Raw genomic sequence first — 13572 nt, forward strand, 5'->3', positions numbered from 1 at the left:
CGAACCCGCGCTCTTGAGAGCTTCTAACATGGCCAAGACCAAGACCATCACGCTCCCTGTCCCCACGGACGCCGAGCCCAGGCCGTGCGCGAGTGACCCTGCACGAGCTTCGGATCGGCACGATCCTGGATCTGCTCGAGCGCGCCAGGACGGCGGCCAGGGCACGGACCCCTGCGGCCCTGTCCGAACTCCTGACCTCCGGCCAGGTGCTCACCGGACTGTCGCTCGACGACCTCAAGCGGCTGGCCCCGTCCGACCTGGGTACGCTCTGGAGGCCTTCCAGGAGGTGAACGCCGCTTTTTTGGCCCTGCTCCGGAAAACGGGATCTTGGACAAGGCGACGGCGATCTTCCTGGACGGGTGCGGCGGAAGATTGGGGCCGGCCTCTGGCGGGCCTGCTGCCGCTTCTCCGGGCCGGGCATTCCGGCGTCCGGGATACACCTGGACCGAGTTCACCCTCGCCCTAGCCGAGGCCGATTCGGCTGACTGGGCCGCTTCGCCCAGGCGGCCTGGCCGCGCGTCTGGCCCTGGCCGGACAGGACGATTTTGAGCGCATCCTGCAAAGCTTCGAGGGCTGACGACGTGGCGAACGACTTCCTTCTTTCCATCCTCATCCAGGCCAAGGACGCGGCCTCCCAGACGGTCAAGGCCGTCGGGGAGGCCGTGCGCTCCCTTGGCGGCGAGGCCGCCGCGGCCACCAAGGGCGTGGGGGGACTGGATACGGCCACGGCGGAGGCGTCCGGCTCGGTGTCCAGGCTCGGGCTGTCCGTGGGCTGTGGACCGAAGCGGTCAACGCCGGGGTTAATGCGGCGCGTTCGTTCATCACGGAGCTGAGAAACTTCGTGGTGGGTGTGGTCAATACCACGGATCGCTTTGAGGGCCTGACAAATGCCCTGGACACCATCACCAAGGGACGCGGGGCCGAGACGTTTAAGGAATTAAACGACTGGGCCAAGAGATGCCGCTGTCCACCGAAGAGGCCATCCAGGCGTACATCCGCCTGAAGGCGATGGGCCTGGACCCGAACTAGAAACCATGACCACGCTGGTGGACACCACCGGGGCGCTTGGCGGCAGCGTCGATATTTTCAACCGCATCACCCTGGCCTTGGGGCAGGCCGCCACCAAGGGGCGGCTCATGGGCGAGGAGGTCCGCCAGTTCGCCGAAGCGGGCATCCCGATTACGACATCCTGCGGGAGAAATTGCAGCTCACCCAGGAGCAAATGCGGCAAATCGGCCTGGAAGGCATCGACGCGTTTACGGCCATCCCGGCGATCATTGAGGGCATGGCGGAACGTTTCGGCGGCCAGGCCTCGAAGATGCAGCAACAATGGTCGGGATTAATGGAAACCTGGGATCGATCTGGAAGGACTTTGCGCGCCAGATCGGCGACGCCGGTTTTCTTGACTACCTCAAACAGAAGGCCCGCGATGTGCAGACCGCCCTGGAGGAAATGGCCGAAACCGGCGAGCTTCAGGCCTGGGCGCAAACCATCTCGTCATTATTGGTCGGTGTTGCCGACACCATATCCGTCGTCGCCGGATTCGTGACAGAATTTTCCGATGTCTGGGCGGCGCTGCTTGTGGCTCTAGCCGTTTCCCGGATCACCGCCGCGACCACGGCGCTGCTCGGCCTGGGCAAGGCCTTGGCGGCCTTCTCCCTCGCCAATCCGGTTCTTGCCGCGTTAGCTCTCGCCCTGGGGACTGTATACGCGGCGATGGAACTTTTTCAAGACCGCTCACGGGAAACAGCCCAGGCGATGGGTGAATCCCGCAAGGCCGCTTTGGATAACGTGGCGGCTCTTCAAGATCTTGAAGGGCGGCTTTTGCGGACGGCCGCAGGGTCCGAGGAACACGCCGCGGCCGAGATGGAATTGGCGAAGGTGTTGCCAGCCGCGAATCTGGCCCTGGACGAACGCGGCCGGGTGCTGGCCCGGGCGGCGTCCGCCGAAGATGAAAACCTGATCAAGCTGCGGGAATTGATCGCGCTGCGCGAACAGGAAGCGGACATGCTGCTGGTCACCCATATCGAGGCCCAGGCGCGGGCATATCAGAACGCGGCGGTCTGGCTGGAGACGTATTCCCGAAACATGCGGGAGATGTACGGCATCGGCCAGGAGGAGGCCAGGTCGTTTTATCAGGAAGTTCTCTTGGGGATGAACAAGCTTTTTGGTGTGTACGACGCCGATGTGCAGGCGGGCGAAAAAAAGCGCAACGAGATGTCGAAGACCCGGGCCGGTTACCTGGAGCTGCTTAAAAGCGCTGAAAAGGCGGGGATGTCCGTTGATGACCTCGCCAGAAGTTCTGGATCGGGTGGGCGCTTCCGACGGGGTCAAGGAGGAAGTCCTCAATTCCTACCGCCAGCTTGTCGGCGTCCTGGACGATGCCGGGCAGCGGCCCAGCGGCAGGCCCAGGTGGCGGAGTCCGCCGGGGCCCAGGCCTACGACCGCATGGCCCAAAAGGCCCAGGACACCTATTCCAAAAAGGCCGAGGCGGCGCGCACGGCCCACAATGCCGAAGTCGAAAACATTGGCAAGCTTAAGCTCACGGAAGACGAAGAGGCCGCCAAGCGTCTGGCGGCCGATGGGGCCTTCCATTCCTCCCGGCTGGCCGCCGCCCGCGCCCACTATCAAACCCTGGCCGACCAGTTGGCCGGATTTTTCTCGCGCGGCGAGATCACCCAGACCGATATCAGTCCCGGCTGGGGGCGCTGGAACGCCAGTACAATACGGAATACGGCCCATCCTGGCCGAGCGCCAGGAACTCCTGCGGGTGCGCCTGGCCGAGGCCGAAAAGGCCTACGACACGCACTTGGCCAAGATCAATTCCCTGGAAAACTCCCTCCTGGCGGATGATATGCGCCGGGAATCGGCCCTGGCCGACATCCGGCAGCGGGGCATGGATGGTGCGGCCAAAGACCGGGACAACCTGGCCCGGGTCAACCAGTTGTTGTCCTCCAGCGAGGAATCCCTAGCCAAGGCCACGGGCTTAAGCGGCAAGGAGCGGGAACAGGCCCTGGAACAGGCCCGGATGTACGCCGAGCAGGCGGCCGGGCTGTCCGGCAGGCTTTCGGACGCAAGCCAGGCCACGGATGCGGTCAATCGCTCCTTTGACCAGCTCTCCAAGGTCAAGGTCACATCCCTTTCCGACCTGGAAGACGACGCGGCCGCCAGCAAGCAGAACCTGGAGAGCCTGCGGCGGAGATGGGCAACATCACGGCCACCATCAAGGCCTTGGCCGACCAAACCGTGACCCTGACCCTGGACCCCGGCATCACGGAAAAGGTGGCGGGCCTGCGCCAGGATCTGGAGGCGGCGGCCGAGGACGTGACCATCACCGTGGTCGCCGACACCGAGACGGCCAAAACCAACATCGCCGCCTTGAATGAGATCGAGACCACCTCGCCGCATACGGTCAAGGACAATGCGACGGATGTCCTGGCCGAGATACGCTCCTTGGACGGGCAGAACACGGAAAGCACCCACACCATCTACGTCCAGCGTGTAGAGGCCGCCGCCGCAGGCGGCCTGATCGCGAGGTCGCGCGGTTCGCGGCCGGAGGCTGGCACCGGGTGGCCGGGCTTTTACCGGGATACGGCGGCGGCGACCGGCGTCCGGCCATCCTGGAAGACGGCGAATTCGTGGTCAACAAGTCCACCGTGCGGCTGTTCGGCCCGGATCTTTTCTATGCCCTCCAGGATGCGGCGCGAAGCGGCCTGGGCGCTTTGCGCGACCAGGTGCGCGGGGCCTTGCGCGTCCCAGGGTTTTCCCTGGGCGGGCTGGCGTCGGCACGTATCCGCGAGGCCACGCGACCCGTCCTGTCCTTGGCCACCGGCGGTCTGGTTCCAGCATCGGCCACGGCCGCGACCATGCCGGACCTGGGCCGGGTGGTGCTTGAGATCGGCGGCGCGGACGTGCCCGCATACATGTCCGCCGACATGCTGGAAAACCTGGAAAGCGCCCTGCGCCGGGCAAAGCTCACGAGGAAGCTGTGAACTCCCTGGCGGGCATCGACCTGGAAGATCTGTCCTGGCCGGGAGAGCTTTCGCCGTATGGACTGGAGGCCGAGGTGGACGTGACCCTGTCCGGACGCCCGGTCGTCTGGGAGCGGCCGCGCCAGGGCGGCAGGCCCATCGACCTGGCGGGCGGCGCAAACACTGCCTGGCTGCCGCGCGCGACACTTCTGGCCCTGCGTGGACTGGCCGACATCCCGGGCGGTGTTTTCGACCTGGCCTGGGACGGCGAGATCTACCGCGTCCGGTTTCGCAACGAGGACGCCCCGGCCATCGAGGCTGAGGCCGTCCGGCCCGGGCCGGGCATCCCGGCCGCCATGAAGTACCGTAATATCGTCATCAAGCTCATGGAGGTTTGAAATATGGCCGTCGAATCCACGGACATCCTACTGCGAAAGTCGGAGCTGCAAACCAACGTGGCGTCCCTCAACGGCGGCCGCCTGGGGCGTCAGGCCATCGTACATGGCGTGCGCCATGCGTTGCTGCCCCGGGTGTCCAAGGCCGAGCGCCTGCCGGGTTGACCAGGGTCAGAAAGTTTTTCGTTTGCAATGAAGCGGCCAGCAACGATCCGGCCTATGACATGCGGATTTTCCTGTCGGCCTGCTCCGTGGCCGGGGACGGTTACGCCCTGGGCCTGGGCAGCCAGGCTGACAAGGAAAACGAGATCAATACGGTCTGGTGCGGCGTGGGCCAGGTCGCAGAGGAAGTCGAGGCCGGGGGGAACACCGTCTCCCTGACCATGGAATCCGCCGACATGGAGTTCCCCAACGGGGGATATCTCATTTTGGCCGACAACCTGTACGGCGGCTGGGTTCCGGAGCTGGTCAACGTCGGCGACTCGCTGGAATACGACGAGACCGACTACAAGTGGCGCAAGATCGCCAACGTGCCGGATATCACCTGGCCCCGGGGCATCTTTCTGGGGAACGACGTCATCCTGTGCAACCACCGCTACGGCACGGTCGAAACCCTGGATCTGGCCGATAACCTGCACGAGGCCGAGCAGATCGGCTCAGGCGACGGAGTCAATGCCACGCCCACCCTGACCCGGCTGTCCCACAACGCCAACGGCGTCTGCGGCCAGCCCGGCAAACGGCCGGTCGTCACCGCCACCTGCGGCGGCGTGGCCCGCACGGTGGCCGTGGGCAAGACCGGGGCCTGCTCGGGATACTGCTCCGGCGGCCAGCTCAACATGGCCACGGGAGAATGGACCACTCCCATCACCTGGACCAGCCCGCCGGACAACGGCACGTCCGTCGCCTGCACCTACCGGGAGCTGTGCTACAGCTACAACGGGCTGGTGGCCACGGTGCAATTGGCCGGTCAGGTGGCCAACGCGCACAGCACGTCCGCCCACGGCTGCGCCTGCGTCTACGCCGCCGAGGTGGCGCCGGTTGTGCTCGACTGGGTCGAGACGTCCACGGCTGGAACCTACGACGAGGCGCGTATCCCCCGGAACTGAACAACACGGGGACGATATTTGAGACCTGGACCCTGACATTTACCTCCGAAACGGCATTCTCCGTGTCCGGGGCGACGGTCGGGGCGGTCGGCTCAGGCGCCCGTGCATCGGCCTTCGCCCCGGTCAATCCCGCAACCGGAACCCCTTATTTCACCCTGAAATCCGCCGGATGGGGCGGCGGCTGGGTCAGCGGCGACAGCATCGTGATCCAGACCGCCCCGGCTGCCGTGCCGGTATGGATCAAACAGGTCGTTCCAGCGGGCATCCCGGCTGTGTCGCATAACTTCATTCCTGTCGAATTTCATTTCGAGTGAGCGAACCCATGCCCGCCGGAATGATCGCCATAGTCCCCACCGCCACCCTGGCCAGCGTCGTCGGTCTGCCCATGTACGGTCTCCAGACCCTGTGCGGTGTCCAGGAGGCCCCGGCCTGGACATGCCTCGCGCCGCTGCCCAGCGGCCTTTCCGCGCATCCCGGCGTGTACCCGGCCGTGGAGGCGTATCCCTCCCTGCCGGGCATGCGGGGGTCGTGCCGCAAGTACAGGACGCCGGAGAATCCTTTCCGGGCACGGGGCTTGGCAACCAGGGCCTGCGCGGGCTGATTCTGCAAATTTCCGCCGAGCGTGTCGGCCTGCGGGGGCTGGCCCTGACCGTATCCGGCGAAACGGCCACCGGCATCGCCGGGCTGGTCGAGCACCGGGACGAGGCGGCCCGGCCGGGCCGTCTGGTCGCCCTGGCCTCGCCTGTCACCGATGAATCCGCCATCTATCCCACGGGGCAGAACCGATGAGCACGCCGTCTCTCTTTCTCGATGGGTGGGACGTCCTGGGCAGCGTGACCGAGATCCGCGCCGAGTGCGCCCGGAACGAGCACGCCCGGATTTCTTTCACATCCAGCGATGGCGACCTGTACCCGTTGTGCGACCCTGGCCGGAATCCAGGCACGGCGCGTCTGGTCCTGGCCGTGGGCGGCCGGGAAATACGATTTCTCCTGGAGGAACGCTCCGGCGACGAACGCATGTTCACGGTCTGGGGCCGGGGCCTGACGGCCCTGCTTGACGCGCCGCACGCCTCCGAATCCATCCATGCCCTGGGCAACCGGCTGGCCTCGGCGGCGGCCGTGGAATTGGCGGCCCTGGCCGGGCTGTCCCTGGCCTGGACGGCTGCGGACTGGTTGTTGCCTCCAGACTGGACCCATGACGGCACGCCGCTTTCTGCCCTGCTGGAACTGGCGGGCTCCGTGGGCGCGGTCATGGAGCCCGGCGACGGCGCGTCCCTGATCGTCTCGCCCGGCTGGCCGGTTCGGCCCGTGGACATGCCCGACGCCACGCCGGAGATGTCCTACGACAGGGACGATCTGACGGACATCGCCGTCGAGCGGATCGCCGGAAGCGGCCACGATGCCGTGGAGGTGGTCGGCTACAGCGAGACCGTGACCACGCCCCTGGCCGTGGCCGTCGAGGAGGATACCCCCGGCCGGGGCCAGACCCTGCATCTGCGGGTGACCTGGCCCGGCGGCGCGCGTCCCGCCGGGGCCACGGTGTCCTGCACCGATCCCCGGGCGGCCGTTCTGCGCCTGGCGGCGGCCGTCACCGAGGAGGTCTCCGAGACCGTCGTTTTCGCGGCCGGGCAGGCCTCATGCGCCTCCCCGCCCAGCAACGTCAGCCGTGTGTCCTTTATTGGCGATCCGTCCACCGGGACCGTGGCCGTCTCGGCCGACGGCATGGGGCTGGTGCTGGCCGATCAGGACGGGGCCGTGCTCGATGCCGAGCATGTGGCCGATGTGACCTACGAGACCACGTTCGAGCGTTACGAGGTGCGCGGCCACGACGTGGCCACCCTGGCCATCACCGTGGCGGTCGCGCCGTCCCTGCCGGACGTCACGGTGCGCGTGGTCATGGGCCAGGGTCAGGTCGAGGCCGATCCCTTGTCCCGGCCCGCCCTGACCGGCGAGGCCGCCGCCGTCGCCGCCGGAACCGCCTGGCTCGACGACGCCCGCTACGACCGCCAGACCGTCGCCGCCACCGCCCCCTATCGCGATGCCGCCCGGCCCGGGGTGCTGGCCGCCCTGGTCAACGAGGCCCTGGGGCTGTCCGGCGTCTGGCTGGTGACCCGGGCGGATGTGGCTTTGTCCGGTCCTCGGGTCGTCAACGAACTGGAGATGGTGCAATGCCTGGTCTGACCCAGTATTTCGCAACGCCGTCGGCCTCCTCGCGCGGGGTCGTGGCCGCCCGGCTGGCCGACGGCCGGTACCTGGTGCGCTCCGACAGCCGCGAACTGACGGCGGTCAACGCCACGGATGGGGACGTCAACGTCGGGGCGCGGGTGGTCCTGGACCGCTCGGCGACAGCGCCGTGCATCGTGGCCGTGGTCTCCCTGGGGGACGGACCAAACGTCAAGGAGGTCGTTGTCCGTGGCTAAAACTACCATCGCCGTGACGTTTGCGGCTGCCGCAGCGGACGCGCCCCTGCTCAAGCTGGTGCTGGACAGCGAGACGTCGGGGAGCCTGGTGCATAACCAGACGGCCTATCTCCGGATGTACAAAAATCCCATGACCTTGGAGCCGCTCCCGTCCATCTCCCATGGCAGCCTGTCCCGGCAGGGCTTGCGCCGGGAACAGATCACCGAGACCGTGGCGTTCGCCAACACCGACACGGCCGGTCTGTCCGCCCCGGCCTCGCAACTCTTTTCCTGGCAGTGGATCGGCCGCGACCTGGGCGACCTGCGGCTGTCCGCTCCGGAGACCGTGGCCTGCGGCGTGGCGGGCTGCGGCGCGGCCCGGGTCACCTACGAAACCGTCTACGAGTCCCTGGCCGTACTGGTCCCGCGCGGCCTGCCCGGCCTGACGGAGACCGACGTGGTGGTCTGCGCCACGGCGGTCGATCCGGCCACCAATGAGGAAATCGTGGCCACCCTGGCTCTGGGGTTCGGGGATGCCAGCGGGACCGACGATCCCGACGATCCCGACGATCCCGAAACCGTGGTCATCCGGGTGGTGGATTACACCACCGGCGATCCCGTACCCGGGGCGCGGGTGACCGTCGATGGCGTGGCCAGGGGACGGACCTCTGCCGACGGGAGGGTAAGCGTGGGCGTGTTGGCCAGCGGGGCCCACACCCTGGGGATTGCCGCGTCAGGCTACCACGATACCGGCGTGGATGAATTGCACAACGAGACATTTACCTTATGAGCACGGAGATTACGGCCTATCTGTGCCGCGAGGGCACCGCCGCTATCGACGCCACGGGCGTCCGGGTGGATGTGCTCGGTTCCGGAGAGCCCGTCCAGGTGGGCACGGATGACGACGGCCGCCGCACGGTGGACGTGGCCGTGCTGCGCCATGGACAACAGCCCGTCCGGGAGGTCGTGGCCCAACTCTATCAGGTCGGACTGGTCCCGGCCTTTGGCTGGCCGAACGCCACCCTGGCCTTTGAACGCACCCTGGCCAAGCGGCCGGGAGAGTACACCCGCGACGACACATGGAGCATCACCTTCACCGTGCCCGATGCCTGCGAGTTCTGGGCCTGGGGCCTGTACCGCTGGTCCGGAACCCCTGGGGCCTGCTGCTCCTACATGGATACCCCTATCGCCCTGGAACTGCCCGGGCTGCCGTCCTCCAAATCCCTGCCGTTGTCGCGATCCGAGGCCGCGCCCAAGGCCAACAAGAAGCATTCCTTTCAGCTTTCCAACGCCGACCTGTACCCCGGCGACCTGTATTGCCTGTACGCCAAGGTCCGCCTGCCCGGGTCTGAAACCCAGGTCGAGCGCCGCCGGGTGGTGGGGCGAGGCGACGGGGAATCCCTGGCCCCGGCCCTGGATGACCTTGGCGAGGTCGTGACCGGCCCGGTGCGGCTGCACGCCAGGTGTGCGGGACAGAGCCGCTACCGGGTCGTGGACGCCTACGACTCCCTGGGCGGCACAGGGGGAGAATTGGACATCCGATCCGGCCGCTGGATGAAAGACGTGGCCTGGTCCTCGCCTCCCGATGCCGATGCGCCCATCCTGGCCACCTACACGGCCGTGGTGGCCACCTACGGCGATCCGGTCACCTATCCCATCGCCTCGGCGGTGTTCGGTTCGCCGTGCTTCACCGGCGGCCGGGTGCTGACCGCCTACGAGGTCGAAGACGGCTACGAATACGACGTCCAGACGGCGGCCCGGGCCGAGAGCGGCCATTCGCTGGGCATTGTCAGGGTCCGGCCGTCCGACAACCGCCGGTACGCCATCGGCGAATGGGTGACCATCCACATCGATTCGGCCCAATGCCGAAACATCCGTCCAGGCGTGGATTTCGCCTGGGTGGTGGCCGACGCGGGCACGACAGGCGGTGCGAAGCCGAGCATCGTGCCTGTCTCCGTGGACGGCTATCCGCGCCTGGGAACGCCGGGCCAGGGCGGCAGCGTCGATTATGGGACGCGCGGGCAGGATGCCTTGCAACGGGCCCGCATCTATACCGGCATGATTGTCGAGATCCACCGGGATCGCGATCCCGTGACGGCGGACGTGTACCTGGCGGCGTTTGGTCGGGTGAACGGCGTGCGGTTCTTCTACCACTGCGAGGCCGACAACGACCGCAACCAGACCGATCCCGAGTTCATGGCCGATGCCCATTCGGCCTTTGATGCGGATGACATCGTGCGGGTGCTGCATGTCGGCGGCCGCCGCTTTGAAACCGAGGCCGTGACCGGCGATGACCTGCGGGTCATCGGGTTTGCCGACGGCAAGGCCCGGCCGTGCGTGAAGCAGTTCCTGCTCTTCTACAAGTCCGGTGGGACAGCCAAGATGGCGTCGTTTGGTTTCACGGACGGACGGCTGTCGGTCCTCCGGCACGGCGACGCCGAGAAACAGGGGTTTTCAGGCATCACCGACCACCTGGTGACGTATGAGAAGGAGTTGCGTCCGGATAGCGCGGAATCCACAAGTATCCTTATGGGGGTACCGTTCGAGATTGCAGACGATGAATGGACGTATACGGGGTTTGACCCGGTGTATACTGATCCATACTATTATGCGTACAAATATCACGATGCGGAGTTATCCACGCGTGAAATGCGTTATGGAGTCATGACAGGGGGAGGATATCTCTCTCTATCGGCGGGGGGAACCCGTTTTGTGGCACAGGGTTTTCATATACAGGGGGGGATGTACTTTTTTTGACAAAGAACGGTCCGTGTACACTTCGGGAATCCTTTACGACGTAGTGACATCATACATCTTGGACATAGTCGAACTTGAGGTTGTCGGCACCGCTCAAGGCACCTTGTCCTCGCCTGTCCTGTTTGTGACGCCTGAAAATATTGCATTGTGCACATCCCAAACAGGGGGGTATGGTGCGTACCCTCCTGGGCTGATCATGGAACCTGTCTCATCTTATTCCGCGTTGTTGCCGTCCGAGCATGTGGGCATGGGGTGGATCCCAGCATACACTCCACGCTACAAATTGCCGGGGCGTTTTGTCCCGGGAACGACGCCGATAGGAACAACATATTGCGATGCCATGGTAAGTTGGAGGTTAGAGAATAGCCCAGGACATTTGGTATCCATTGATGGAAGGCGTACACGAGTGTTGTCCTCTGCGGAGATAGGGTCGAATTCGGGGGGATGTACCTATAAACGAATTCAGAATTGGTATTTGTGGGATATGATCAACAGGTCTGGGGTGTCCGAGACAATCGCGAGTGTCAGCCTTGATGTCGGATACGGCGGTGAATTGAAATTCCCGGCGTATATATACGAGGACCAAAACACATTGCAACTCGGTTATTTTCGCACCGTAGTCGACAGAAATATTACGGGGGTGGGTCGGATCCACTGTATTCGCATATGGAGATAACTGTTTCTGTCAATGGGGATGAGGTCGCGTCGGGATATCTCGATTTTTTTGATCCCCTTGTGCAGGGGGGAACAGCACGTCAGACGGAGTGGAGCCCCAGGTTTTCCCGATGCAATTCCCGTTTGGGGTGAACGAGGGCGAGGTTTTTTTTCTGAAGACCATCAATAAATTCTCCTACAAGGAAGAAAATTCGGTCTTGTATTCCGGCACGATGCGCGCCGCCCCGGCGGATATCTCGAAATCCCTTGGAACTCCGTTTGGGGATTATGTGCTGTCCGCCACCTCCCGTCCCATGGGTTGGACCCAGATCCAAACCGAAGACAACGCCCACGTCCTCCAGGGCGTTCTGATCGTCAACGACGAGACCTCCGAGGTTATGGACGCCATGCTCTGGCATAACGGCGACCGTATCGAAGCGTCCCTGGCAGCGGCCCTGGGGTGCGAGGTCACGGACCTGTTGGGTGTTTTGTATCTGCCCCAAGCCTCCATGGGGGGCGGCGGCGATCCCTCCTTGCTGCCGGATGAAATCAACAGCAATGGCCCGGATGGGTTCCAAGAATTTTGCGAAGCCTATCCTGGACATCCGTCCTGCACATACAACGGATGCAAGACGGTCGACTACGCCGATGATCTACGAACCACGCTGCAACGCATTAATGATGAGGTCAACGCAGCGCACGCATATCAATCAGATGCTGCCCTCTACAACAAGCTGGAGCACTGGACCGTCCTGGGCGATGGTCAGTCCGGCGACTGCGAGGACTTTGCCCTGACAAAGGTTGGAGCCCTGATCGCGTCAGGCATCCCGGCCGGGGCCATCAAACTGGTTGTCGGCAAGGCAGGCAACGGAGAAGGGCACGCCTGGGTGGAGGTGCAGACCACCAACGGGAATTACGCCCTGGACATCAACTATACTTCGGTCAAACCCACCAGTTCCCTGCCCTATACCGATGTGCAGCGGCAGTATGACGGTGTCTGGTGGCTCTAAGGAGGATGCTATGGCGGACCTGATCTATACCGACGGCAAGCGGCGCATGTTGGCGCATCTGGCGGGCCAGCCCCTGAAAATCATGCTGCTCGGCGCAGGATACGAGCCCGACGCGGCCCATGCCGTCCTGGCCGACGTGGCGGCCCACGAGATCGTCGGCGAGGGGTACGCCGCAGGCGGCCAAGCCCTGCAAAACCTCGCGGCGCAGGCCGTCGGCGCGGGGGCCATCCTGGCGGCGGACGCGCCGCTGTGGCCCGACTCCTCGATTTCCGCGCGCTACGCCGTGGTTTACGACGCCACCGAGGGCGGCGACGGCCCTTTGCTGCGGCTCTTCGATTTCACCGAACTCAAGACCTCGGATGGTGGTCCGTTCGAAATCGTCTTTGACGCGACCGGCGCGATGGGGCTGGCGTAGGCGTCCCATGTTTATGTGGTCCGACTGCCCGTCTGCCTGGGTTGACCGCCCGTCCGCCTGGCTGCCGCTTGGCCAGGGCGTGACCGTCGCCGCCGGGCCTGTTGCAGGCACGGTCCTGGCCCCGACGGCCTGGGTCAAGGGCGGCGCGACGATCCAGGTGGGATCGGCAGCCGTCGTGACCGCTGCCCCGCCGGGTGTGGTCCGGATCGGGGCGACGGTCCAGGTCGGGGCGGCCCTCGCCCATGCCCTGGCCCCGGCGGCCAGGATCGCTAGGGGTGTCTCCATCCTGGCCGGGGCAGCCGTGGGCATGCTTCTGGCTCCGGCGGCGACGGTGCGTTTGGCGGGCGTGACGATCCAGGCGGACGGGCTGGTCCTCGTCGCCGTCGCCCCCGCCTGTTTCGCGGGCGTGGTCCGCCGGGAGTGGATCACCGGCCGGGACGGGCAGGGCTCGGTATGGGCCGCCTCGCCGCTGACCCGGGAGTGCGGTTTTGCCAGCACCGTCACCCGGGAGATCACGGGGACGTCGGCCGTGGAGTTGATGGAGTTTACGGAGGTGACGCAGTGAGCACCGACAAGATTTATGTGGATGACGTAGGCACGGGGATCACCGTGGACTGCGTGTCTACCCTGGAGGGCGTGACAGAGGCCGCGTTGCTCGTTCGCAAGCCCGACGGGACTGAAGTTTCCTGGCCTGCGACGATCATTGCAATTGACGGGGTCAAGCGGTTTTTACGCTACGTCACGCACGCCGGAGACCTGGATCAGCCGGGAACGTATAAGGTGCAGGCCAGGGTGCTCGTGCCCGGATGGACGGGTCGGGGCGCGACGTTCAAATTCAAGGTTTACCAGCATTTCAAATAACGGTG

At 65.2% G+C, this 13572-nt stretch carries 19 protein-coding genes; all 19 read left to right on the forward strand.

The window, feature by feature from the left end; all coding sequences use genetic code 11:
- Positions 1–92: 92 nt before the first annotated feature.
- The 19 genes from GD606_RS04155 to GD606_RS04245 all read left to right on the forward strand — a co-directional run bounded on the left by GD606_RS04155 (position 93) and on the right by GD606_RS04245 (position 13567).
- Positions 93–290: a hypothetical protein gene (locus tag GD606_RS04155; protein WP_176629202.1), complete on the forward strand. Its 198-nt coding sequence runs from the start codon at positions 93–95 to the stop codon at positions 288–290.
- 291 nt (positions 291–581) lie between these two features.
- Complete coding sequence (locus GD606_RS04160; protein WP_176629203.1) at positions 582–833, forward strand: hypothetical protein; 252 nt, start codon at positions 582–584, stop codon at positions 831–833.
- Between the two features lie 201 nt (positions 834–1034).
- Positions 1035–1343, forward strand: a complete 309-nt coding sequence (locus tag GD606_RS04165) for a tape measure protein (protein WP_176629204.1) — start codon at positions 1035–1037, stop codon at positions 1341–1343.
- Positions 1330–2853: a hypothetical protein gene (locus GD606_RS04170; RefSeq protein ID WP_176629205.1), complete on the forward strand. Its 1524-nt coding sequence runs from the start codon at positions 1330–1332 to the stop codon at positions 2851–2853. Before GD606_RS04165 ends, GD606_RS04170 begins: the two co-directional genes overlap by 14 nt.
- Entirely contained in the window at positions 2771–3250 is a 480-nt protein-coding gene (locus GD606_RS04175) for a hypothetical protein (RefSeq protein WP_176629206.1), read from the forward strand. The genes GD606_RS04170 and GD606_RS04175 overlap by 83 nt, the downstream gene beginning before the upstream one ends.
- A 319-nt stretch (positions 3251–3569) precedes the next feature.
- Positions 3570–3992, forward strand: coding sequence for a hypothetical protein (locus tag GD606_RS04180; RefSeq protein ID WP_176629207.1), 423 nt, complete (start codon positions 3570–3572; stop codon positions 3990–3992).
- On the forward strand, positions 3989–4369 hold the full coding sequence (locus GD606_RS04185; protein ID WP_163301389.1) for a hypothetical protein: 381 nt from the start codon (positions 3989–3991) through the stop codon (positions 4367–4369). The genes GD606_RS04180 and GD606_RS04185 overlap by 4 nt, the downstream gene beginning before the upstream one ends.
- A gap of 3 nt (positions 4370–4372) precedes the next feature.
- On the forward strand, positions 4373–4531 hold the full coding sequence (locus GD606_RS04190; protein ID WP_176629208.1) for a hypothetical protein: 159 nt from the start codon (positions 4373–4375) through the stop codon (positions 4529–4531).
- Positions 4532–4590: 59 nt separating this feature from the next.
- A complete protein-coding gene (locus GD606_RS04195) occupies positions 4591–5472 on the forward strand; it encodes a hypothetical protein (RefSeq protein WP_176629209.1) in 882 nt (293 codons plus the stop codon).
- Between the two features lie 62 nt (positions 5473–5534).
- The gene (locus GD606_RS04200; protein ID WP_176629210.1) at positions 5535–5786 is read left to right on the forward strand and encodes a hypothetical protein; all 252 of its coding nucleotides are present in this window, start codon (positions 5535–5537) and stop codon (positions 5784–5786) included.
- Between the two features lie 214 nt (positions 5787–6000).
- On the forward strand, positions 6001–6261 hold the full coding sequence (locus tag GD606_RS04205; protein ID WP_176629211.1) for a hypothetical protein: 261 nt from the start codon (positions 6001–6003) through the stop codon (positions 6259–6261).
- A complete protein-coding gene (locus GD606_RS04210) occupies positions 6258–7652 on the forward strand; it encodes a hypothetical protein (protein WP_163301392.1) in 1395 nt (464 codons plus the stop codon). The genes GD606_RS04205 and GD606_RS04210 overlap by 4 nt, the downstream gene beginning before the upstream one ends.
- Positions 7640–7891 (forward strand): hypothetical protein, encoded by a 252-nt coding sequence (locus tag GD606_RS04215; RefSeq protein ID WP_163301393.1) that lies wholly within the window; start codon positions 7640–7642, stop codon positions 7889–7891. The genes GD606_RS04210 and GD606_RS04215 overlap by 13 nt, the downstream gene beginning before the upstream one ends.
- Complete coding sequence (locus GD606_RS04220; RefSeq protein WP_163301394.1) at positions 7884–8660, forward strand: carboxypeptidase-like regulatory domain-containing protein; 777 nt, start codon at positions 7884–7886, stop codon at positions 8658–8660. Before GD606_RS04215 ends, GD606_RS04220 begins: the two co-directional genes overlap by 8 nt.
- Positions 8657–10627 carry a hypothetical protein gene (locus GD606_RS04225; protein ID WP_176629212.1) on the forward strand — a complete coding sequence of 657 codons (1971 nt, stop codon included), beginning with the start codon at positions 8657–8659 and terminating at the stop codon, positions 10625–10627. The genes GD606_RS04220 and GD606_RS04225 overlap by 4 nt, the downstream gene beginning before the upstream one ends.
- Positions 10628–11412: 785 nt before the next feature.
- On the forward strand, positions 11413–12291 hold the full coding sequence (locus GD606_RS04230) for a transglutaminase-like cysteine peptidase (RefSeq protein ID WP_176629213.1): 879 nt from the start codon (positions 11413–11415) through the stop codon (positions 12289–12291).
- A gap of 10 nt (positions 12292–12301) precedes the next feature.
- On the forward strand, positions 12302–12706 hold the full coding sequence (locus tag GD606_RS04235; RefSeq protein ID WP_163301396.1) for a hypothetical protein: 405 nt from the start codon (positions 12302–12304) through the stop codon (positions 12704–12706).
- A gap of 7 nt (positions 12707–12713) precedes the next feature.
- Complete coding sequence (locus GD606_RS04240; RefSeq protein ID WP_163301397.1) at positions 12714–13271, forward strand: hypothetical protein; 558 nt, start codon at positions 12714–12716, stop codon at positions 13269–13271.
- Positions 13268–13567 (forward strand): hypothetical protein, encoded by a 300-nt coding sequence (locus GD606_RS04245; RefSeq protein ID WP_163301398.1) that lies wholly within the window; start codon positions 13268–13270, stop codon positions 13565–13567. The genes GD606_RS04240 and GD606_RS04245 overlap by 4 nt, the downstream gene beginning before the upstream one ends.
- The last annotated feature ends 5 nt before the right edge of the window (positions 13568–13572 follow it).

Origin of the sequence: Desulfolutivibrio sulfodismutans DSM 3696, from assembly GCF_013376455.1 — a bacterium.
Lineage (GTDB): Bacteria > Desulfobacterota > Desulfovibrionia > Desulfovibrionales > Desulfovibrionaceae > Desulfolutivibrio > Desulfolutivibrio sulfodismutans.

Coding starts and splice junctions, on each gene's coding strand:
- GD606_RS04165 (WP_176629204.1), top strand. CDS start 1,035: ATGACCACGCTGGTGGACACCACCGGGGCGCTTGGCGGCAGCGTCGAT.
- GD606_RS04210 (WP_163301392.1), top strand. CDS start 6,258: ATGAGCACGCCGTCTCTCTTTCTCGATGGGTGGGACGTCCTGGGCAGC.
- GD606_RS04190 (WP_176629208.1), top strand. CDS start 4,373: ATGGCCGTCGAATCCACGGACATCCTACTGCGAAAGTCGGAGCTGCAA.
- GD606_RS04170 (WP_176629205.1), top strand. CDS start 1,330: ATGGTCGGGATTAATGGAAACCTGGGATCGATCTGGAAGGACTTTGCG.
- GD606_RS04195 (WP_176629209.1), top strand. CDS start 4,591: ATGCGGATTTTCCTGTCGGCCTGCTCCGTGGCCGGGGACGGTTACGCC.
- GD606_RS04235 (WP_163301396.1), top strand. CDS start 12,302: ATGGCGGACCTGATCTATACCGACGGCAAGCGGCGCATGTTGGCGCAT.
- GD606_RS04225 (WP_176629212.1), top strand. CDS start 8,657: ATGAGCACGGAGATTACGGCCTATCTGTGCCGCGAGGGCACCGCCGCT.
- GD606_RS04240 (WP_163301397.1), top strand. CDS start 12,714: ATGTTTATGTGGTCCGACTGCCCGTCTGCCTGGGTTGACCGCCCGTCC.
- GD606_RS04215 (WP_163301393.1), top strand. CDS start 7,640: ATGCCTGGTCTGACCCAGTATTTCGCAACGCCGTCGGCCTCCTCGCGC.
- GD606_RS04230 (WP_176629213.1), top strand. CDS start 11,413: ATGCAATTCCCGTTTGGGGTGAACGAGGGCGAGGTTTTTTTTCTGAAG.